The organism is Enterococcus sp. BWB1-3 (assembly GCF_016745275.1).
Taxonomy (GTDB): Bacteria; Bacillota; Bacilli; order Lactobacillales; family Enterococcaceae; genus Enterococcus_L.
Genome location: NZ_JADOEP010000007.1, coordinates 96,895 through 118,330 on the forward strand (window position 1 = coordinate 96,895; position 21,436 = coordinate 118,330).

A 21,436-nucleotide genomic window follows, 5' to 3' on the forward strand; every position below is an offset into this window, starting at 1 on the left:
GAAAAGTCTATGAAAAATTGGAGTCAATTAAATGAGCTTCGAGAGGCATACCGAAATAAAATCAGTATTCGTCTTGATGAAGGCGGAGATTCCCAGTACAATAAGGAAATTATGGTATGTGCCGGAACAGGATGCCTGTCTTCAAAAAGCAAAGAGTTTATCCATATGATGGAAGAGGAGCTGGAAAAAAACGGTATTCGTGAAACAATCAATATTGTTTCTACTGGTTGCTTTGGTCTGTGTGAACAAGGACCGATCGTTATTATCTATCCAGAAGGAACTTTTTACCATCAAGTTAAACCAAAAGATGCTAAAAAAATTGTAGCTCAACATATTATAAAAGGAGAGATTGTTGAAAAGCTGCTGTATCACGATCATAAGACGAAAGAAATTATCAATAAATTGTTGGATACTCCATTTTATCAAAAACAGGAACGAGTAGCATTGCGAAACTGCGGTCGTATTGATCCAGAAAAGATAGAAGAGTATATTGCGTTTGATGGGTATCAGGGGTTGGCTAAAGTCTTGAATGTCTATACACCAGCTGACGTTCTCAATACCTTGGAGATATCTGGTTTGCGTGGTCGAGGCGGTGCAGGGTTTCCAACCTTTATGAAATGGGGCTTTGCCAAAGAAAGCCGATCAGATCAAAAATATGTCATTTGCAACGCTGATGAGGGAGATCCAGGGGCGTTCATGGATCGTTCTGTGCTGGAGGGTGATCCGCATGCGGTTATTGAAGCAATGGCTATTGCAGGATATACGATTGGTGCGAATCAAGGCTATGTATATGTGAGAGCAGAATATCCGACAGCGGTGAAACGTCTGCGAATTGCGATTGAACAGGCTCGTGAAAATGGCTTTTTAGGTGAAAAGATTTTAGGTTCAGAGTTTTCTTTTGATTTGGATCTTCGATTAGGCTCAGGTGCATTTGTCTGTGGAGAAGAAACTGCTTTACTTGAAAGTATTGAAGGGAAGCGTGGTGAGCCGCGTCCTCGTCCGCCATTTCCAGCAGTTAAAGGACTATTTGGAAAGCCGACTATTGTAAATAATGTGGAAACCTATGCCAATATCCCCCAAATTATCGTTAAAGGCCCTGATTGGTTTGCATCAATGGGAACCAAGAAATCTAAGGGAACGAAAGTGTTTGCTTTAGGTGGGAAGATTAAAAATACCGGTTTGGTTGAAGTGCCTATGGGGACTACTTTGAGAGAAATTGTTGAAGACATTGGCGGAGGAATTCCTGATGGCAGGACATTCAAAGCAGCACAGACTGGCGGACCGTCTGGAGGCTGTATTCCGGTAGAACACTATGATGTACCGATTGACTATGATAATTTAACAGAGATCGGCTCCATGATGGGCTCTGGCGGTCTGATTGTTATGGATGATCAAAACTGTATGGTAGATATTGCCAAGTTCTTTTTAGAATTTACAGTGGAAGAAAGCTGTGGAAAATGTGTTCCATGCAGAATAGGAACAAAAAGACTTTTGGAGCTTCTTGAAAAAATCACCATGGGGAAAGCAACACTGGAAGACTTGGATAAAATGGAAGCATTATGTCATCATATTAGTGAAAACTCGTTATGTGGTTTAGGACAGACAGCTCCAAACCCTGTGCTGTCCACCTATCATTATTTCAAAGAAGAATACCTGGCTCATGTTCTGGAACGCCGTTGTCCATCAGGTGTTTGTAAAAATCTGATTCAATATACCATCGATCCGGAAAATTGTACCGGCTGCAGTGCCTGTGCAAAAACCTGTCCGGTATCAGCCATTCATGGAGAAGTCAAGAAGATCTATGAAATTGATCAGGAAGTCTGTATTAAATGTGGATTATGTATTGACACTTGTCGCTTTAATGCAATTAATGTGGGTTAGGAGGCGGAACCTGTGAAAGAAGTTATGATTACAATTAACGGTAAAACATGTACTGCTCCTGAAGGCTCCACGATTTTAGAAGCGGCACGCTATAACAGTGTTGATATTCCGACACTTTGCTACTTAAAAGAGATTAATGAAATTGGTGCCTGTCGGATGTGTGTGGTTGAGGTTGAAGGAGCCAAAAACCTTGCGACATCTTGTGTTTATCCGATTCGTGAAGGAATGAAGATTGTCACCAATTCTGAAAAAGTCTTCCAGTCCCGAAAAATTAATCTGGAGCTGATTCTCTCCACACATGAACGTAAATGCTTGTCTTGCATCCGTAACGGAAACTGTGAACTGCAGCGTTTATGTAAAGACTTTAATGTGGATGATGAAGATTACTATAACGGTGAAAATTATGAATATGATTTTGACGACAGTACGGTTCACATGTATCGAAACAATAATAAGTGTATTCTTTGCAAGCGTTGTGTGGCAGCCTGCTCCAAACTTCAGGCAATCGGTGTAATCGGTTCGAATGAACGGGGCTTTAAAACACATATCGGCTGTGCATTTGAGCAGAATTTGGGGGAGGTTGCCTGTATTTCCTGCGGTCAGTGTATCGTTGTCTGCCCAACTGGAGCGATTGCTGAAAAAGATCAGACAAAAGAAGTCTGGGAAGCACTGGGAGATCCAGCCAAGCATGTCATTGTTCAGACTGCTCCTTCCATTCGGGTTACTTTGGGTGAAGCATTTAATATGCCGATTGGAACCAATGTTGAAGGAAAAATGGTTGCTGCGTTACGCCGAATTGGTTTCGATAAGGTTTTTGATACCAACGTAGCGGCAGATTTCACCATTATGGAAGAAGCCGCTGAGTTTCTGAATCGAGTGGAAAATAATGGACCATTTCCATTGTTTACCTCCTGCTCGCCGGGATGGGTTAAATACTGTGAGGCCTATCATCCGGAATTGATTCCAAATCTTTCCAGCTGTAAATCTCCTCAGCAGATGTTCGGAGCTTTGGTGAAGACTTGGTATGCGGAAAAAATGAGAATTGATCCGAAAGATATTTTTGTTGTCGGAATTATGCCGTGTACGGCTAAAAAATTTGAAGTTACCCGAGAGGATGAAGCAGCAGCCGGCTATTCAGATGTCGATATTGCCCTGACAACCAGAGAATTGGCACGTATGATTGACAAGGCTGGGATTCGCTTTGCAGAATTGGAAGATGAAGGATTTGATAATCCTCTTGGGGAAGCAACAGGAGCCGGTTATATTTTTGGTACAACTGGCGGAGTAATGGAGGCAGCGCTCAGAACCGCTGTAGAAACCTTATCGGGAGAAGCGTTGCAGCAGCTTGATTTTGATGAAGTTCGCGGAATGGCTGGAATAAAAGAAGCGACTTATGAAGTCAACGGTGTTGAGATAAAAGTGGCTGTTGCTTCTGGCATCGGTAATGCCAAACGATTGATTAACAAGATTGAAAACAATGAAGCTTTTTATCACTTTGTTGAAATTATGGGTTGTCCCGGCGGTTGTATTAATGGCGGTGGTCAGCCTGTTCAACCAGCGGCTGTACGAAATTTTATTGATCTGAAGGCAAAACGTGCCGCAGCTCTTTACGATGAAGACTCTGCCATGAAATTGCGGAAATCCAATGACAGTCCTATTGTGCAGCATCTGTACAAAGAATTTTTGGAACATCCGGGTAGTGAAAAAGCGCATCATCTTTTGCATACTTCTTATTGTGACCGATCGGCTTTGCAGCATTCTTAAAGTATTATTGGAAGTTAGGTACTTGTTACAACTTCAATGTACGAGTTAATCATAAAAAGGATGCAGGACAACCAGCTAATTTGACTGCTGCCCTGCATCCACACGGATAAGTTAAATTTCTCTCTGAAGTGCCTTTGCCAGAAGAGGAAGTATGAAGAGTGCAAGTACACCGCCGATTAGTGCTGTGAACAGCTGTGGGAAAGAAAAGGCTGCTGAAACCACACTGGCATTTGGTTCAGGGATACCGAGAACAATTGGGACAACCAGCTTAACTACTAAGCCATAAAGGACTAAAAATTTGGCTGTGGCTGCAATAACTGCAGAAATTGTAAATGCTGTCATCTGATTTGAAGAGCTTTTCCTTAAAAGATGCCAAAGAATAACGAGTGTTGCATTTCCAATTGCAATACAAAGAATAATCTGCCAGAATTTTGGTCCAATACCAAACATAAAAGCAAAGAATGGTGACATAAGTGCAATGGTTAAACCACTGGGCAAATCAACTAGAATAACGCTTACAATTAAGAGTAAATTAACGAGTGATCCGGTAAGCAGTGTACTCCCAAATCCGGAAGTAACGGCCTGTACGGCAATTAGCAATGCGAGCAGGACAGCAGTCTGAGTAATCCATAAAGTATTCTTGTTCATAATTAGTGACGTTATACTGATTGTGACTAAATTCACAAAAAACGCCTGTTCACTTCCTTTCATTCTAAATGTGGAAATCTGTGTCAGTTTAAGGAAACACAGTATCAGCAATTCCTATAACTAACATTTATTTTATGAAAGATCTTTACAGAGATTATTGTAACAGATTTTAATACATTTTTTAAAGAGAAATTTAATAGTTTGTGAATTTAAATTTATTTAAGTTATATCCTGTTATGATATATAGATATTTTAGGGTAAAAATAATTATATTTATCAGATTTTCAGTGAAAGAAGGAAACATTTATCATCGGTAACAATAAAAATTAACAATAAAGCATAAAAAATGAAAGGATGACAAATTTATGACAGCAGCAAAAATTGTATACGCCAGTGCAACGGGGAACACAGAGGGAATCTCAGAAATTTTGGAGGCTGCCTTTGAAGATTTAGGAATTGAAGTAGAACGTATCGAAGCAGATGATGCGGATGAAGATTCATATGAAGATGCAGATATCTGTGTTTTAGCAACTTATACAGATGGGGATGGCGAGCGTCCATTTGACCTGGAAGATTTTTATGAAGAAATACAGGAACAGGATCTGACTGGAAAAGTGTTTGGTGTAGTTGGCAGCGGCGACAGCGAACTGTATCCGGATTATTTCTGTTTTGCTGCAGTTGACTTTGACGAAGCACTGGCTAAGACTGGGGCAACTCGAGGAGCGGAACTGGTTAAGATTGAAAATGATGCAGATGAAGAGGATGAAAAAGTGCTTAAAGCATTTGTAAAAGCCTTGGTGGACGCAAAGGGATAAAAGGATGTGTGAGTAATTTTGTTTAAAATAATAGAACGAAAAAAACTGGCACCGACTGAGTTTGATATTTTGGTTGATGCACCGCGGATTGCAAAGAAAGCTCGTCCAGGACAATTTGTGATACTGCGAATTGATGAAATGGGTGAGCGGATTCCACTGACAATCGTGGATACGAATGCTGAAAAAGGCTGGGTACGATTGATTTTTCAGGTGATTGGAAAATCAACCGCTCAACTGGCAACACTGTTGAAAGGGGACGAGCTGGCAGATTTAGTCGGACCATTGGGAAAACCAACGGAAATCGAAAATTATGGCACAGTCCTTTTAGTTGGCGGTGGTGTAGGAATAGCGGCATTGTTTCCAATCGTCAAAGGGTTGAAAGAAGCCGGCAATCGTGTAATTACCATCTTAGGAGCAAAAAATTCAGAATTACTCATATTAAGGGACGAGTGCGAAGAATATTCCGACGAATTGATTCTAATGACTGACGATGGTTCTGTAGGACAAAAAGGTCTGGTGACTCAGGCAATGGCAGAAGTTTTTCAACGTGAAAAAGTAGCTTTTGCCTGGGCGATAGGTCCAAGTATTATGATGAAATTCTGTACAATAACCGCTCAGAAGTATGATATACCTGTTTATGTTTCTTTGAACCCAATTATGATTGACGGAACGGGGATGTGCGGTGGCTGCAGAGTGACGATTTCAAATGAAATCAAGTTTGCCTGTGTGGATGGCCCGGAATTTCTGGGAGAAGCTGTTGACTGGGATGAATTTATTAATCGAATGAAGCAGTATAACTCGGAAGAGCAGCAGTCCAATGAAATGTATGAAAAGCAGGTGATACAAAATGGCTAAGGTAAAAAGAAGTTATACTCAAACGCCAATGAAAGAGCAGGAAGCATCTGTTCGCTGCCATAACTTTGAAGAGGTTGCTTTAGGATATACACTTGAAGAAGGACAGCTTGAAGCCAGCCGATGTCTCCAGTGCAAGAATGCACCCTGCATTGATAATTGTCCTGTAATGATTGATATACCGGGTTTTATCAAAGCGATTGAAGATGGGGATATGCCCAAAGCACAAGAAATATTAAGTAAATATACCAATCTACCGGCAATCTGCGGACGTGTATGCCCTCAGGAAAAACAATGTGAAATGGTTTGCCGCTTGGGGCGCTCGAAAAAATTTGAATCGGTAGCTATCGGAAAACTTGAGCGATTGGTAGCGGACTGGGCGTTGGAGCAGCCTATTGAATATAAAGAAGCAGATGAGAAGAAAGGTCGTGTGGCTGTTATTGGCTCTGGACCTTCTGGGTTAACTGCAGCAGGTGATCTAGCGAAATTAGGCTATGAAGTGATTATTTATGAGGCACTGCATGCACCAGGAGGTGTTTTAACGTATGGTATTCCTGAATTTCGTTTGCCTAAAACGGTTGTCAATAAAGAGATCGAAAGAATCGTTGCACAAGGAGTCACAATAGAGACAAATGTGGTTGTCGGCAAAACAATTACAATGGAAGAAATCATGGAAGAATTTGATGCCTGTTATTTATCTGTCGGCGCAGGAGCGCCGAATTTTATGGGAATACCAGGGACTTCGTTGAATGGCGTGTACTCTTCCAGCGAATATCTGACAAGAATTAATTTAATGCATGGTTATCAATTTCCTAAATATGATACACCTGTTCAAAAATCGAAAAACGTTGTAGTAATTGGCGGTGGAAATGTTGCGATGGATGCCGCTCGTTCAGCAAAACGTCTGGGTGCTGAAAATGTATCCATCATCTATCGCCGTTCGTTGGAGGAGCTGCCGGCAAGAGTAGAGGAATACCATCATTCTGTGGAGGAAGGAATTCAATATCACTGGCTGACTAATCCGATTGAGTATATTGGAGATGAGTCGGGTACCTTGAAAGCTGTAAAATGTGTGAAAATGGAGCTGGGAGAAGCCGATGATTCAGGGCGGCGCCGTCCTGTAGTGATTCCCGGAAGCGAATTTATTATTGATGCAGACACAGCGATTGAAGCAATTGGTCAGGGAGCCAATAAAGTGCTGCTGGATACTTTTCCTGAACTGGCAACAAATAAATGGGGCTATATTGATGCAGACACCGAAACAGCAGCGACTTCGATTCCAGGAGTATATGCAGGCGGAGACATTGTTACAGGAGCAGCTACAGTAATCTTGGCGATGGGTGCAGGAAAAATCGCAGCAAAAGAAATTGATCAGTACATTCAAAAGGAACAACAGAAAATGCCGATTTAGGTATTAATTGAGGTGGTAAAGTAATGAGAAAAATGAAGACAATGGATGGCAATACAGCAGCAGCCTATATTTCCTATGCTTTTACCGAAGTAGCCGGAATTTACCCGATTACACCAAGTTCTACCATGGCTGAGGTTGTAGACGAATGGGCAGAAAATGGTTTAAAGAATATTTTTGGGGAAACAGTCAATTTGATTGAAATGCAATCTGAAGCCGGAGCAGCAGGAACGGTTCATGGTTCATTGAAAACGGGCGTTTTAACAACAACCTATACAGCTTCTCAGGGACTGCTTTTGATGATTCCAAATATGTTCAAAATCGCCGGTGAACTGCTTCCTACAGTATTTCATGTGGCAGCTCGAGCAGTTTCCACCAATGCGTTGAGTATTTTTGGCGATCACAGTGATGTGATGGCTGCACGGCAGACAGGCTTCTGTATGCTGGCAGAATCAAGTGTGCAGGAGGTCATGGACTTATCTGCTGTCGCACATTTAGCGAGTATTGAAGGCAGTTTGCCGTTTATGAACTTCTTTGATGGATTCCGTACCAGCCATGAGCTGCAGAAAATTGAAGCACTTGATTATGATGAACTGAAGGAAATGGTAAATTGGGAAGCACTGGAGCGGTTTAGAAAAAGAGGCATGAACCCGAATCATCCTACAGTATCGGGAACCGCACAAAATCCTGATATTCATTTCCAGCAAAGAGAAACAGTGAACAGTTATTATGATGAAATGCCGAAGATTGTACAAAAATACATGCAGAAAATTAATAATCTGCGCGGCACTAATTATGATTTAATGAACTATTATGGTGACCCGGAAGCAACTGAAGTTATTATTTCCATGGGTTCTGCTTCACCAACGATCCAGCAAACAGTAGACTACCTGAACAGTCAGGGAAGAAAAGTTGGTCATATTGATGTTCACCTGTACCGTCCTTTTCCTGCAGAAAACTTGTTGGAAAAATTGCCGAAAAAAGTAGAACGTGTGGCAGTACTGGACCGGACAAAAGAACCTGGCTCAGATGGTGAACCGTTATTGCTGGATGTGCAAAGTGTTCTTTACCGTCATGAAAATCGTCCGATCATCATTGGCGGGCGTTACGGGATTGCTTCAAAAGATGTAACGCCAAATCATATTGTGTCTGTGTTTGATCATCTGCTGCTGCCAGTAAATGAATTGAAACAGCGCTTTACAATTGGGATTAATGATGATGTGACTTACCTATCTCTGCCAATGACTGAAATGCTGGATCTTACAAAAGATACGACTTTCCAGGCGAAATTCTGGGGCTTTGGTTCAGATGGGACAGTTGGGGCAAACAAACAGGCAATCAAGATTATCGGAAATAACACAGATAAATATGCTCAGGCTTATTTCGCCTATGATTCAAAAAAATCAGGTGGACTGACTGTTTCGCATTTACGTTTCGGTGACGATCCGATTCTATCTACCTATAATGTGGAGTGTCCGGATTTTGTCGGTTGTCATAATGCAGCATATCTTCATAAGTATGATTTGGTTAAAGGGCTAAGAGATGGCGGAACCTTCCTGTTGAATACAGTATGGGATGTTGAACGAGTAAAAACTCATTTACCAAAATCGTTGAAACGCTACCTTGCAGAACATAGCATTAACTTTTACATTATCAATGCAATGGAAATTGCACAGCGTCTTGGCTTGGGACGGCGAATTAACACAGTGATGTCGGCTGCTTTCTTTGAAGTGACAGATATCATGGACCGCAGCACATTCCTGCCTTTTCTTAAAGATGAAGTAAAAGCAGCTTATGGGAAAAAATCAATGGCTATTGTTGAAAAAAACTGGGAAGCAATTGATGCAACCTTTGCAGCCTTGACGAAAGTCGATTTACCTGAAGAATGGAAAACGCTGGAGAATCCAGTAGCTGCGGCAGAGATAAGTAATAAACCTGCCTACGTTCGAAATATTTTGGAACCCGTAAACCGTCAGGAAGGCAATCAGCTTTCTGTAAATGATTTGATTCAAAACGGTATGTTGGGCGGCGAAATGGCGATGGGAACTGCAGCCTATGAAAAACGTGGGATTGCATTAGAAGTGCCGGAATGGATTCCTGAAAATTGTACAATGTGTAATGAATGTGCTTTTATTTGTCCACATGCGGCTATCCGTCCGTTCCTTGCAGATGAAGCAGAGATGGAAGAAACACCGGAAGGCTTCATCACAAGGACAATGAAAGGACCGGATAATTTAGAATACCGTATCCAAGTTTCTCTGGAAGATTGTACAGGCTGTGGTCTTTGTGTGGAAATGTGTCCTGCCAAAGATAAAGCGCTGGTGATGAAATCATACGAAGAGCAAAAAGAACAGGCTCTGAACTGGGCATTTGCGATGACCTTGAGGCAAAAAGCAAATCCAATCAAAAAATTCTCAATCAAAGGTTCTCAATTTGAACAGCCGCTGATTGAATTTTCGGGAGCTTGTGCAGGCTGTGGTGAAACACCATATGTTAAGCTGCTTACTCAGCTTTATGGGGATCGTATGATGATTGCTAATACTACCGGCTGTTCATCGATTTGGGGTGCGTCTGCCCCAGCTACACCTTATACTGTAAATGCAGAGGGCAAAGGACCTGCTTGGAGCAATTCATTGTTTGAAGATAATGCAGAATATGGGTTAGGTATGTATATTGCGAATGAAACCAAGCGTAAGCGTTTGGCTGTGCTGCTGCAAAAAGCAGTTGACAACGGCTACGGATCTGAAACAACACAGGCACAAATGCAGGATTGGCTGGATCATGCAGCTGAAGGAGAAGGGACACAGCAGCGGGCTGCCAAACTGGCTCAGGCTCTTCGTGAAGATAGAGATGATCGAGTGAAAGAGATTTTGAATCATGAAGAAATGTTTGCAAAACCAAGTCAGTGGATGCTTGGCGGAGACGGCTGGGCATATGATATCGGCTACAGCGGAATCGACCATGTTCTGGCTACAGGAGCAGATGTAAATATCTTCGTAATGGATAATGAAGTTTATGCTAATACTGGCGGGCAGATGTCTAAAGCCACTCCAACCTCAGCGATTGCAAAATTTGCTGCCGGCGGGAAAAAGACAAAGAAAAAAGATCTTGGTTTAATGGCAATGGCTTACCGGGATGTGTATGTAGCATCAATTTCCATTGAAGCAAATCCGGCTCAGGCTTTGAAAGCAATAACAGAGGCAGAAAGCTATCCGGGACCATCTTTGATTATCGGCTATACTCCATGTATCAATCATGGTCAGCGTGGTGGCATGAGTCAGTCTATTAAAGTTGCGAAAGATGCAGTTGAATCAGGATACTGGCCGCTTTATCGTCATGATCCTCGTCTAAGAGCAAAAGGCAAGGAGCCAATGCGTGTAGACTTTAAAAAAGCAGACTTCTCAAAAATGGAAGATTTCCTACGCAGTCAGGTACGTTTCTCAGCATTGCGTAATATAAAACAGGATGAAATTGAAGTGGAACAAATGCTTCATCAGACAGTTACGGACATGGAAGAACGCTCAGAAAGCTATACTCAGTTATTGAAGAAATAAGAATTGGAGATATTGATTAAAAAGAAATACTTACAATCCTATTTGAAGTTCTTCAACAGTAAGGAAAATGATAAGTAGTAAATGGTCTGTCGATCTCCGATAGCGCGTAAATACAGGGAGATCGACAGACTTTTCTTTGAAATAGAATGTTTTGAATAGAAAACGCTGATTTTCCGGAGTTTAAGGGTCAGAAATTTAATTATGGAAAAAGAAATATCTTTTCAGCAAATTGACTTTTGTAATATATGTAGTTTAAAATGTAAGGATAGAATGATTCAGAAAAAGAGATCGACAGAATAGCCGCTAGAAACCCTTATTTAGCAAGAGGTGAAATCGGGTGGTTTTAATCTAAACAGAGTGTAATGTAAATTTTACAGGTATTCGGGATCTGGAGAAGCAGTCATTCCGTTTTAATCTAAACAGAGTGTAATGTAAATAACGTTACACACATGATGATCGAGGCGAACTACTCGGTTTTAATCTAAACAGAGTGTAATGTAAATATGAATGCCTTCTTACCATAAACAAGAACGTAGCCGTTTTAATCTAAACAGAGTGTAATGTAAATCTTTGTGGCGAATCTATCGAACTTGCTATTGATCACGTTTTAATCTAAACAGAGTGTAATGTAAATCTTGGTAAATATGAAGTTGAAGAAATCAAGGCCAGTGGTTTAATCTGAACAAAGTATAATTTGAATTTTGCTAAAAAAATAGAAAATGTCTCTTACGGATTTGTCTTAATCTAAACAGAGTGTTTTTCTCATAAGCTAATATATTGATTCAGCTCAAATAAAAAAAGCCAAGACGCAGTTTGTCTTAGCTTTATATAATCTATTTCTTTTTTGTAAATCCCTGTGCTTCAAAATCTTCAACAGTTTTTTTGAAGCTGACATTATCTGAGTCGTCACTTACTGCAAGTCCAAGTGTGGAAGCATCTGCTTTTTCAAGGTCAACGGACATTGTAAGTAGTAATGTTGTATCTGTAAATTTCATGTCCATAGAAGTACCTTCTCCATCTTCATAAGCCTCGTACATAGAACGAACTCTTTCTTCAAGAGCTTCCTTGGTTTCATCATCAATGAAATATCCATCCTCATACCCAAAATAAGAGTACGGATAGTCCATTTTTTGGTCAACTTTGATCAACTTATCTCCTTCATGTGTGAAGATCGCTTCCATAGTTGCACCCTCAATCTCGACTGTATAGGTGCTGGTTTCAGCTTTTGCACCCCCACCATTTCCGCATGCTGTGAAAAGCAAAGCAAGCAACATAATTATTGATGCTTTCAAGTATTTTTTCATTATTGAACCCCTTTTATTTATTTGGTAATTCAAAATATATTCGCCTAAAACCTCCAAATCCTTGATACGCAAGAATTCATAACCTGTTTCGTTCTTCTTCCCTTATAACAATTTAATTATGTTATTTTAGGTATCGAAGTGAACACTTTACACTGAGCAGTATTGAGCTGCAATAATTGTTTTGATACGCATTTTTTAACTCCGTAATGCTCAATAATATAGGCTTTTTGTTAAATGTTATAGTTATTTAATTGGTCAGTTTTTCATAGATTCTTTTGAGTTACCATTTATTTTATAACAAACTTTAGTTTATCAGACCTGAATGAATCATTCAATCTCAGCTTTTTTCAAAAATCGTAATTTTTTGAGAAAAATATTATAGAGAGACTTTTTTATTGAAAAATCTTTTCTATTTCAATCTTTTCTCTAGTATAATTATTTTTGTAAGGGGATAAATAATAGCTGTGAATAATGGTCAAAATTAGTTGATATAATTAAAGAAGCAGAATAGAATTGCTTGAAACTTAGGGAAGGTGCAGAATCTGAAGATTAAAAAAAGAAGTTAACGTACATTTTCTTTTAGAGGCATCGGGATGGAAAGGACGGCTCGGTTTCAAAATGCTGCTTCAGTCAATGGTGGTCTTGTCAGTTTAGAGATAAAGAAAAGTTCATGATTGTAAAGCAGAGCAACTATCTAAAGTTCAATCAGGACGAAAGCCTAATGAAATTTTTGCAGGACACGAAAAACAGAGTTCTGATGGAGACCAGCCCTGTAGATAAAATCTGAGGGCTAAGTATGATTGAGGATAGTCCATCAATAGAAAATTTTCTGCAATGGAAAGGTGAAAATCTTTTGGTTTTGCTCTGATGGAAGTCAGAGAACAATTAATACAGCAAGTCCAAGTAATCACTATTGGAGCATACAAGTTAAAATTTTCTATTATTGAACATCATGTACAGACTATTTTTTAATGTAATTTATAATTTGGTAAAAGAAATAGCTATCTATCAATATATCTTCTTGAATCGCGAAAGGAGCAATAATGGATCAATTCAAAAAAATTAAATTGTTAGTCTGCGATATGGATGGAACATTGACTTATGAAGAAAGTGACAATGCTGCCTATACTCCTTCAAAAAAAGGATTACCGGAACGCAACCATCAGTCAATCAGTGAATTTATTGAAGCTGGTGGATTGTTTTGTGTAGCAACAGGACGCTTATTGGAAGATGTGCGTTCTGTTCTTGGAGACGAGTTGTTTTCAAAAAGTTATAAGATCGTTCAAAATGGTTCATTTGCAATGGATCGTGAAAGCAATATAGCAGCGGAGGATTTCTTCTCAGAAGAACAGTCAAAAAGGATTTATGCAAAATTGCGCAGCTTAAATCTGCCATTCAGCTGTTCAACGCTAAACCAGCATACGTATGAGTCGCATGTCTCTGATGAACTGATGGAACAGGCATTTGGTAATGTTGTAGAAAAAATGGAGATAACGGAAAAGTTCGCTCACCCGGAAAATCCTGCGAATATTTGCGTAGTTCGAGAAAATGTAAATGATTTGCGTAAAGACATGGAGAGACTTCACAGAGTTCTGGCAAATGAAGAAGTAAACTATCAAATCACCAGTCCATATACCATTGATATTAACCCAAAAAGTGTGAATAAAGGAGCTGCAGTAAGTTCTCTGGTTGAGCAATTTGGAATTAAAGCAACAGAGGTAGCCGTTGTAGGAGATTCGTACAACGATATTAGTATGTTCCGCTGCTTCCCAAATTCATATGCAATGGCTCATGCCGAAGAAGGAGTCAAAAAGTACGCAAATCATCAGATTTCCATGGTTGCAGAGGTGTTTACTGAGGGGTGTTCCATAGAATAGGCTATTAGGATTGAAGTCTGATTGTCGAATAATAAACAAACAGATAAAATTAAGAGTTAGTAAGACAGGGCGAAAAGCTGGTTCCTGTCTTTGTTTTTTGCTATCATTTGGAGTAATGAATAAATCAGAAAATAAAAGGAGTAAAAAAATGAAAAAAGCAATGATAATTATTGGATCAATCCTTGGAGTGATGCTGTTAGTAGTCGTGATTTATGTAGGCTATGTCTTTTTTGGTTATTCCCGCATAGAAGATGATCTGATACTTAAGGTTGAACAAAAAGCGAAAGATAGTCAGGTGGAAACGGATAAAGAATATACTGCAGTCACCTTTAATATTGGGTATGGCGCATACCCTCCGGACTATACATTCTTTATGGATGGCGGAAAAGAATCAAAAGCTCGAAGTAAGGAATCTGTAAATGAAAATATTGAAGGAGTAGTCAAAACCCTTGAACGAATTAATGCAGACTTTGCAGTACTTCAGGAAGTGGATGAAAAAGCAACAAGAAGTCATGGTGTGAATGAAGTAAAAATGATCAGCGACAGCTTTGGCGACTATTCTGCTGTTTCAGCAACCAACTACGATTCAGCCTATTTAATGTATCCGGTACTAGATCCGATTGGTAAATCTAAATCAGGTATTTTAAGTTTAAGCAACACAAAAATAAATTCAAGTATTCGCTATAGCCTGCCTATAGAAACGTCGTTTAATAAATTCTTTGATTTGGACCGTGCGTTTACCGTTTCAGAAATTGATGTAGCAAACGGCAAGAAAATGATGTTGTACAATGTTCATTTATCAGCCTACATGAAAGACGAAGAAATTCAAAAGAACCAAATTATGACACTGTTTGACCATATGGAAAATGAATATAAAAACGGGAATTATGTTGTTTGCGGAGGGGACTTTAATCATGATCTGCTCCCTTCTTCTTCTAAAACATTTGGAAATGACACAAGCAAAGATTATTCATGGCTGCAGCCATTCCCTAAAGAAAATCTGCCGGAGGGACTGGCAGTCACTGATTTCACTGATGACGGGGAGCCTGTACCATCAACCAGAAACCTGGATACCCCTTATGAAAAAGGAAAATCATTCGTAGCTCTAATTGACGGTTTTATCGTATCTGACAATGTTGAGGCACTGGAAACAAAAGTATTGGATGAATCCTTCCAGTATTCAGATCATCACCCAGTAACGATGACATTTAAATTGAAGGAATCAAATTAATTCGAGCTTCTATTTAACAAAATTGAATAACTCAAAAAACGCTGAGGTCTTTAAGATTTCAGTGTTTTTTTCTATAGAAAAGAATTATCAGGAATTTGAGTGATAAACTTCTTTCTTTACAAAGCAGTATTTGTCAATTATAGTATCATTAACGAATACCCATAGGGGTATAAAAAGGAGAGAGCGTATGTTTCTATTTAATCGTACACCGTCTATATCAGGAAAGGATCTGGAAAAGAAGCTGGCTGAAACGTTAACAATCATAGATGTTCGGGAAAAGGCTGAATTTTCAGGCGGCCATATCCCCGGTGCAGTGAACGTTCCGCTTGGAAAAATATCTGGATATAAACCGAAAACAGATCCACCAATATATGTCATCTGTCAGTCAGGAATCAGAAGTAAACGGGCAGTAAAGAATTTAGAAAAAAGAAAAATTCAGGCAGTCCATGTAAAAGGCGGTATGATCCGTTGGCAGGGTGCAGTTAAGGGAGGAAATTATTAATGAAAGTAGTGGTTATCGGCGGAGTAGCAGGCGGAATGTCAGCTGCAACCAGATTAAGACGTCTGTCTGAAGAAGCAGAAATTATTGTTTTGGAAAAAGGACCTTACGTGTCGTTTGCAAATTGCGGGCTGCCTTACTACGTTTCTGGAGAAATCAGTGAGCGTGAAGAATTAATAGTGCAAACTCCAGAGCAGTTGAAAAGACGATTCAATATTGATGTAATGGTAGAAACAGAAGCTATTAAAATTGACAGACATCATAAAACAGTACAGATTGACAGAAACGGAAAAACAGAAGCAATCTCTTATGACAAGCTGATACTTTCGCCGGGAGCAGAGCCATTGCTGCCGCCAATCAGCGGACTTCAGGACGCTGAAAATGTCTACACCTTAAGAAATGTTCCTGATGTAGACAAAATTACGGAAGAAATTAAGACAAAACAGCCTGAAAAAGCGATTGTCATTGGAGCTGGTTTTATCGGATTGGAAATGGCAGAGAATCTAAAATATTTGGGCTTGGATGTGACAATTGTTGAAGCAGCTCCTCAGCTGCTGCCTCCTTTAGATCCTGAGATGGCAGTTTTTGTGGAAAATCGGTTGAAGGAAGCTGGAATAAACGTGATGACGAATGCGGCAGTGCAAGAGTTTAAAGCAAATGGTAAAACTCTTAAGCTAAGTAATGGAAAGGAACTCACAAGTGATTTTACAATCCTTTCCATCGGTATAAAACCTGTGAACAAACTGGCTGTTGAAGCAGGTCTGGAGATGGGCTTGCGTGGAGGTATTTTAGTAAATGAGAAGTATCAGACAACAGATGAAGATATTTTTGCTGTGGGAGATGCAATTGTTATCAAACAGCAAATATCCGGAACAGAAGCAATGATTTCTCTGGCTTCCCCTGCCAATCGTCAGGGAAGACAGGTTGCAGATGTGATTTCAAATATTGACAGAAAAAATAAAGGAAGCATCGGTACGGCAGTTGTCAGAGTTTTTGACATGGCTGCAGCAAGTACCGGCTTAAATGAGCGACAGTTAAAGGCCCTGAATCTGAATTATAAGGTCGTTCACATCGTGGCAAAAAGTCATGCTGGATATTTTCCTGGTAGTCAGCCTATTATCTTGAAGCTATTATTTAATCCAATTAGTGGTAAAATATATGGGGCGCAGGCAATTGGTAAAGATGGCGCAGATAAACGAATTGACATTTTGGCAACAGCAATTAAAGCAGATTTGACCGTTATGGATCTTCCAGAGCTGGAATTTACTTATGCTCCGCCATTTGGATCAGCTAAAGATCCGGTAAATATGATTGGCTATGCAGCGTTGAATATTGTAGAAGGTATTTCAGATAATATTCAGTTTTATGAATTGAAAGAAGCAAGAAAAGCGGGGGCCGTATTACTGGATGTTCGAAATACAGAGGAACTAAAAAATAATGGGAGCATTGGAGAAGATATTAATATTCCATTGGATGAACTTAGAACTCGGTTGAATGAGCTTCCAAAGGATAAGCAGATTATTGTCAGCTGTCAAAGTGGACAGCGGAGCTATCTGGCAGAAAGAATTTTAAAGAACAATGGATTTGATGTGAAAAATCTTGATGGAGCATTTCAAATCTATAGCGCCGTATATCCCGGGGAGGTAATAAAATAGTGTATCAAACAATGATGATTCCAGAATTTGAACAGCTGATAAAGAAAAAGAATGTGAATATTCTAGATGTCCGAGAAGAAGATGAGTTTCAATCAGGACACATTGATGGGGCTGTAAATATACCATTAAGCGGTTTTTCTGAAACAGCTGAGAGATTGGAAAAAGATAAAGATTACTACGTTATCTGTCACTCGGGCTCACGTTCACAACTGGCTTGTCAGCTTTTAGGGTCTAAAGGATTTACAACGACAAATATCATGGGCGGCATGTCAGCCTGGAGAGGAGATATCGTGTAATGGAATGTGATAAAAAGATAGCGAATCGACTGAAACGGTCGGAAGGACAGGTACGTGGTATTCTTAAAATGATGGAAGAAGGAAAAGACTGCCGGGAAGTTGTGACGCAGCTGATGGCTGTTCGGTCCAGTATCGACAAAGTTATTGGTCTGGTTGTAACAGAAAATCTTGTACAGTGCATGCAGGAAAAAGACATCGATTTAACCAGTGAAGATGTTGAAAAAGCGCTGGAAATGATAATAAAAACTAGATAAAAATAGAATCTGTTGACCTCCGATAGTGTAAAAATATGGGGAGATCGACAGATTTTTTGTTAGAATAGTCAAATTTGCAGTCGAAATTAGGAAATTATTGATTTGATAGGATTTTCTGCTATGCGTAAGTAAACGAATTATTCAACATCATTGACTTTAATTCTTTCTCTCCTGTAAAAATAAATAGAGAACAGGGCTAAAATGGAGAGATCGACAGAATTTCCCCAAAAAAACCTTGTGTGCCAAGGGCAAAAATAGGAAGGGGTTAATCTAAACAAAGGTGTAATGTAAATGTAAATTGGCTTAGGGGTATTTTAAAATATCATGAGTTTAATCTAAACAATAGTGTAATGTAATCAAAATAAATATCGTCTAATTTGGCTAACTGCGTAGCTTTAATCTAAGTAACGGTGTAATAAAAATTTTATGAATTTTCAAATAGAAAGCACCTGTGACAACCTATTGTATCCAGTGAAAAAGAGGTATTTAAAAGGCTATTATGTAGAATTATCAATTATTAGTAATGAGGAACAGCAATTAGAAAAGAGTTTATCTCGGATGAAGGGATGAAAGAAGTGATGGAAGCGGTGCAACAAAAAAGATCAGCAAGCTTGGGAGAGTGGTTAAAGTTATTAACGGGGTAAGCAAGGCTGGTCTTTTATGCAATTAGAATAATAGCTTTAGGAAGCGAAAAAATAAAGATTCTAACAACAATCTATTTCAAGAGATAGTGAATAAATTGTGTGTTAATCTATAAAAATATTTATTAAGTTAGGTCTGTTTGTTATAATTAGGTTACTGCTAAATCCTAGTAGTATTTTGTTACCTCAACTGAAAATTTCGGCTTTTTAATTGAGTTTCCCGGCATCTTTTTAAGTAGCTATCTTATTTAAGATGCCGGGTAGGTTAATAGTTAAATGCCAACAATAACTACTAAAACAGAAATAATTGTTGTTGCTGTGCTAATTATTTGTATCATTTGTTTTTCCTCCTCATATGCATTATTCTAATTTTAAAGAAAAATTATGTTTTTCTTTAGGTAAATAGTAACAAACTTTAAAAAGAGAATAAAGTACATGATTGATATATTGAGAAAATGACATCAATTATTTTACTTTTTGTGATTTTTAAGATATAATTGGACTGTAATTGCTTTTTTCATGAAATTATTTCATGAATTGATTGGAGAGTACGAATGAATGTAGCAGAAGCACTAAAATTTATTAGAACAAAACGAAAACTAACTCAAAAACAAATGAAAACTAAGTATATTGATCCTTCTGCTTATTCTAGAATAGAGGGAAACAAGCGATCAGTTAGAATGAATGACTTACAGGATTTGCTAAAAATAATGAGCATCAATACAAGTGAATTTTTTTCGATAGTGAATTTAGACAATGATTTACAAGGTATGAAAGATCTATACTATTATTGTGCATACAATTTAGATGATAAAACAAGTAAGAGGAGGCTAGTTAATGAATATGAAAAATTAGTTGAGAAGAATTGTAAAAGTTTAAAAGATTTTGCTCAGTACATAGGAATAAAAAGTTACTTTTCTCAATTCTGGAAGGAGATTGAAAGTATAAATGACTTTGATGTAACAGAAGTGTATAAGATATTATGTGAAAAAGAGTATTTTTTTCAAGCTGATTATATTTTATTGACTAATATCATTCCTTATTTTACAAAAGAACAAGGAGCAATGATTCTTTCAAATGCATTTCCTGTAAAAGATATAGAATTAAGAGATTACGAGACAAAAAAATTTGCATCACGAGTTTTATTGAATTGGATAACTACCAGATTATATGAGAATGATTTTGATACTGCTAAGATATTTATTAAAATCGCTAAAAATCAAACCGAATTTAACTATGATTATAGTTATAAATTAAATGTACAATATTTATCAGATTTATTGAATTTGCTTTTAACTGGTGAGCCAGATTATTATGATAGTATACTTAGTTTTATAAGTATACTTGAAAATGTAGGAGATATTGTACAAGCAAAAGCTGTTAGAGAAGAAGTTAAATTGTTGACCCATAACAGGTTAATTGGTGAAGTGATTACTACTAGAAATCCAGCATATGTTCATAGATAATTAGATCATGCCAGTTGGTAAAACTGGCAAAGAAAGTTGATATATTCAAGCAACACCGGTCATAGCTTTTTATGTATGACCTGTCATCAGGAAAATCTATATTGTGGTGATCAGTTGAAACTAAACATGAAAAGAAGCAGAGATGAGATTAGAATAAATGTTAGAGCGACAACTTACTGTGAATGTGTATTGTCGGCATTGTAAGAATTATTTAAAATCGCCGATAGTAAAATTAAGCTAGACAACTAAATAAGTCATTTGTGCTACACTCAAAATAGTTCCGTCCAAAGAATTATAAGGAGTGAAGACAAATGACCTATACTCATCTTACACCAAATGAACTCGTGATGTATAGAAGCTTATTTCAATACCCAGCAACCTGTTGCACAAGTTGCTAAACGCTTAGGACGTGCTCGTCAAACCATCTATAACGTGTATCATTTTCTAGCAACTGGACATACTGCGCTCGAATACTACCAACAATACAAGGCGCACAAATCCCGTTGTGGTCGTCGGTCCATTGTTTTACCTGATGAACAAAAAGACTATATTCAGACGAAAGTAACTCAAGGGTGAACGCCAGATGTTCTGATTGGTCGTGGTGAGTTTCCGATTGACTGCTCGATTCGAACCCTCTATCGGATGTTTAGAAAAGGCCTCTTTGATTGTTCCTTCCTACCGTTGAAAGGAAAACGAAAGCCTAATGGTCAGAAGGAAAAACGTGGAAAACAAGCCTTTAGACGGACGATTGACGAAAGAGAACAGGAATATCCTCATTTTTGTGAAGAATTTGGCCATTTAGAAGGCGATACGATTGTGGGTGCTCATCATAAAAGTGCTGTCATTACGCTAGTTGAACGCCAATCAAAAGCCATCGTCACACTCAAACCTAATGGACATAAAGCCAAAGATATCGAAACAACTTTGAACGAATGGTTTAGCACATTTCCTAAAAATCTCTTCAAATCAATTACGTTTGATTGTGGAAAAGAGTTTTCGAATTGGAAGAGTATTTCTAATAAGCAAGACATCAATATCTATTTTGCGGATCCAGGAACTCCTCTCAACGCGGCCTGAATGAGCACTCAAATGGGCTGCTTCGAAAGGATGGACTTCCTAAGCAAATGGATTTCAATGAAGTTGATGAGGCATTTGTCCAATCGGTTGCCTCAAAAAGGAACCATATTCCAAGGAAATCACTGAACTATCGAACCCCCATGGAAGTATTTTTGAGTTATATGGATGATGAGATGGTGTCTAGCTTAATTTGACAAATGAAATTATGATAAGA

General features: G+C 38.6%; 15 protein-coding genes, 1 pseudogene and 1 CRISPR repeat array. Of the genes and pseudogenes, 14 read left to right on the plus strand and 2 right to left on the minus strand.

What is annotated here, in order from left to right; genetic code table 11:
* The first annotated feature begins 9 nt into the window (after positions 1–9).
* Positions 10–1,881: an NADH-quinone oxidoreductase subunit NuoF gene (locus tag IW492_RS07325; RefSeq protein ID WP_202066933.1), complete on the plus strand. Its 1,872-nt coding sequence runs from the start codon at positions 10–12 to the stop codon at positions 1,879–1,881.
* Positions 1,882–1,893: 12 nt separating this feature from the next.
* Complete coding sequence (locus IW492_RS07330; RefSeq protein WP_202066934.1) at positions 1,894–3,645, plus strand: NADH-dependent [FeFe] hydrogenase, group A6; 1,752 nt, start codon at positions 1,894–1,896, stop codon at positions 3,643–3,645.
* Positions 3,646–3,756: 111 nt separating this feature from the next.
* Here IW492_RS07330 and IW492_RS07335 read toward each other — a convergent pair whose 3' ends face one another.
* Positions 3,757–4,329: an ECF transporter S component gene (locus tag IW492_RS07335; RefSeq protein WP_330927591.1), complete on the minus strand. Its 573-nt coding sequence runs from the start codon at positions 4,327–4,329 to the stop codon at positions 3,757–3,759.
* 329 nt (positions 4,330–4,658) lie between these two features.
* On the opposite strand from IW492_RS07335, the gene IW492_RS07340 reads away from it, so the two are divergent.
* The 4 genes from IW492_RS07340 to nifJ are packed head-to-tail and all read left to right on the plus strand — an operon-like array spanning position 4,659 to position 10,922.
* Positions 4,659–5,108 (plus strand): flavodoxin, encoded by a 450-nt coding sequence (locus IW492_RS07340; RefSeq protein ID WP_202066935.1) that lies wholly within the window; start codon positions 4,659–4,661, stop codon positions 5,106–5,108.
* An 18-nt stretch (positions 5,109–5,126) separates the two neighbouring features.
* Positions 5,127–5,963 carry a sulfide/dihydroorotate dehydrogenase-like FAD/NAD-binding protein gene (locus tag IW492_RS07345; RefSeq protein WP_202066936.1) on the plus strand — a complete coding sequence of 279 codons (837 nt, stop codon included), beginning with the start codon at positions 5,127–5,129 and terminating at the stop codon, positions 5,961–5,963.
* A complete protein-coding gene (gltA, locus tag IW492_RS07350; protein WP_202066937.1) occupies positions 5,956–7,371 on the plus strand; it encodes an NADPH-dependent glutamate synthase in 1,416 nt (471 codons plus the stop codon). Before IW492_RS07345 ends, gltA begins: the two co-directional genes overlap by 8 nt.
* A gap of 23 nt (positions 7,372–7,394) precedes the next feature.
* On the plus strand, positions 7,395–10,922 hold the full coding sequence (nifJ, locus tag IW492_RS07355; RefSeq protein ID WP_202066938.1) for a pyruvate:ferredoxin (flavodoxin) oxidoreductase: 3,528 nt from the start codon (positions 7,395–7,397) through the stop codon (positions 10,920–10,922).
* Positions 10,923–11,262: 340 nt separating this feature from the next.
* Positions 11,263–11,622: a CRISPR direct-repeat array (repeat unit 30 nt; unit sequence GTTTTAATCTAAACAGAGTGTAATGTAAAT).
* A 133-nt stretch (positions 11,623–11,755) separates the two neighbouring features.
* On the opposite strand, the gene IW492_RS07360 is transcribed toward nifJ, so the two are convergent.
* Positions 11,756–12,226 carry a DUF1307 domain-containing protein gene (locus IW492_RS07360; protein ID WP_202066939.1) on the minus strand — a complete coding sequence of 157 codons (471 nt, stop codon included), beginning with the start codon at positions 12,224–12,226 and terminating at the stop codon, positions 11,756–11,758.
* Between the two features lie 1,043 nt (positions 12,227–13,269).
* On the opposite strand from IW492_RS07360, the gene IW492_RS07365 reads away from it, so the two are divergent.
* The 8 genes and pseudogenes from IW492_RS07365 to IW492_RS07400 all read left to right on the plus strand — a co-directional run bounded on the left by IW492_RS07365 (position 13,270) and on the right by IW492_RS07400 (position 21,416).
* Entirely contained in the window at positions 13,270–14,103 is an 834-nt protein-coding gene (locus tag IW492_RS07365) for an HAD-IIB family hydrolase (RefSeq protein ID WP_202066940.1), read from the plus strand.
* A gap of 148 nt (positions 14,104–14,251) precedes the next feature.
* Positions 14,252–15,334, plus strand: a complete 1,083-nt coding sequence (locus tag IW492_RS07370; RefSeq protein WP_202066941.1) for an endonuclease/exonuclease/phosphatase family protein — start codon at positions 14,252–14,254, stop codon at positions 15,332–15,334.
* Between the two features lie 187 nt (positions 15,335–15,521).
* On the plus strand, positions 15,522–15,836 hold the full coding sequence (locus IW492_RS07375; protein WP_202066942.1) for a rhodanese-like domain-containing protein: 315 nt from the start codon (positions 15,522–15,524) through the stop codon (positions 15,834–15,836).
* Entirely contained in the window at positions 15,836–17,488 is a 1,653-nt protein-coding gene (locus IW492_RS07380; RefSeq protein ID WP_202066943.1) for an FAD-dependent oxidoreductase, read from the plus strand. Before IW492_RS07375 ends, IW492_RS07380 begins: the two co-directional genes overlap by 1 nt.
* Positions 17,488–17,784 (plus strand): rhodanese-like domain-containing protein, encoded by a 297-nt coding sequence (locus IW492_RS07385; protein WP_202066944.1) that lies wholly within the window; start codon positions 17,488–17,490, stop codon positions 17,782–17,784. Before IW492_RS07380 ends, IW492_RS07385 begins: the two co-directional genes overlap by 1 nt.
* Positions 17,784–18,038 (plus strand): metal-sensitive transcriptional regulator, encoded by a 255-nt coding sequence (locus tag IW492_RS07390; protein WP_202066945.1) that lies wholly within the window; start codon positions 17,784–17,786, stop codon positions 18,036–18,038. The genes IW492_RS07385 and IW492_RS07390 overlap by 1 nt, the downstream gene beginning before the upstream one ends.
* A gap of 1,195 nt (positions 18,039–19,233) precedes the next feature.
* Positions 19,234–20,145: a helix-turn-helix domain-containing protein gene (locus IW492_RS07395; protein WP_202066950.1), complete on the plus strand. Its 912-nt coding sequence runs from the start codon at positions 19,234–19,236 to the stop codon at positions 20,143–20,145.
* A 311-nt stretch (positions 20,146–20,456) separates the two neighbouring features.
* Positions 20,457–21,416 (plus strand): annotated as a pseudogene (locus tag IW492_RS07400) (IS30 family transposase).
* Positions 21,417–21,436: the final 20 nt, after the last annotated feature.

Coding starts and splice junctions, on each gene's coding strand:
- IW492_RS07325 (WP_202066933.1), top strand. CDS start 10: ATGAAAAATTGGAGTCAATTAAATGAGCTTCGAGAGGCATACCGAAAT.
- IW492_RS07340 (WP_202066935.1), top strand. CDS start 4,659: ATGACAGCAGCAAAAATTGTATACGCCAGTGCAACGGGGAACACAGAG.
- gltA (WP_202066937.1), top strand. CDS start 5,956: ATGGCTAAGGTAAAAAGAAGTTATACTCAAACGCCAATGAAAGAGCAG.
- nifJ (WP_202066938.1), top strand. CDS start 7,395: ATGAGAAAAATGAAGACAATGGATGGCAATACAGCAGCAGCCTATATT.
- IW492_RS07360 (WP_202066939.1), bottom strand. CDS start 12,226: ATGAAAAAATACTTGAAAGCATCAATAATTATGTTGCTTGCTTTGCTT.
- IW492_RS07365 (WP_202066940.1), top strand. CDS start 13,270: ATGGATCAATTCAAAAAAATTAAATTGTTAGTCTGCGATATGGATGGA.
- IW492_RS07370 (WP_202066941.1), top strand. CDS start 14,252: ATGAAAAAAGCAATGATAATTATTGGATCAATCCTTGGAGTGATGCTG.
- IW492_RS07375 (WP_202066942.1), top strand. CDS start 15,522: ATGTTTCTATTTAATCGTACACCGTCTATATCAGGAAAGGATCTGGAA.
- IW492_RS07380 (WP_202066943.1), top strand. CDS start 15,836: ATGAAAGTAGTGGTTATCGGCGGAGTAGCAGGCGGAATGTCAGCTGCA.
- IW492_RS07390 (WP_202066945.1), top strand. CDS start 17,784: ATGGAATGTGATAAAAAGATAGCGAATCGACTGAAACGGTCGGAAGGA.
- IW492_RS07395 (WP_202066950.1), top strand. CDS start 19,234: ATGAATGTAGCAGAAGCACTAAAATTTATTAGAACAAAACGAAAACTA.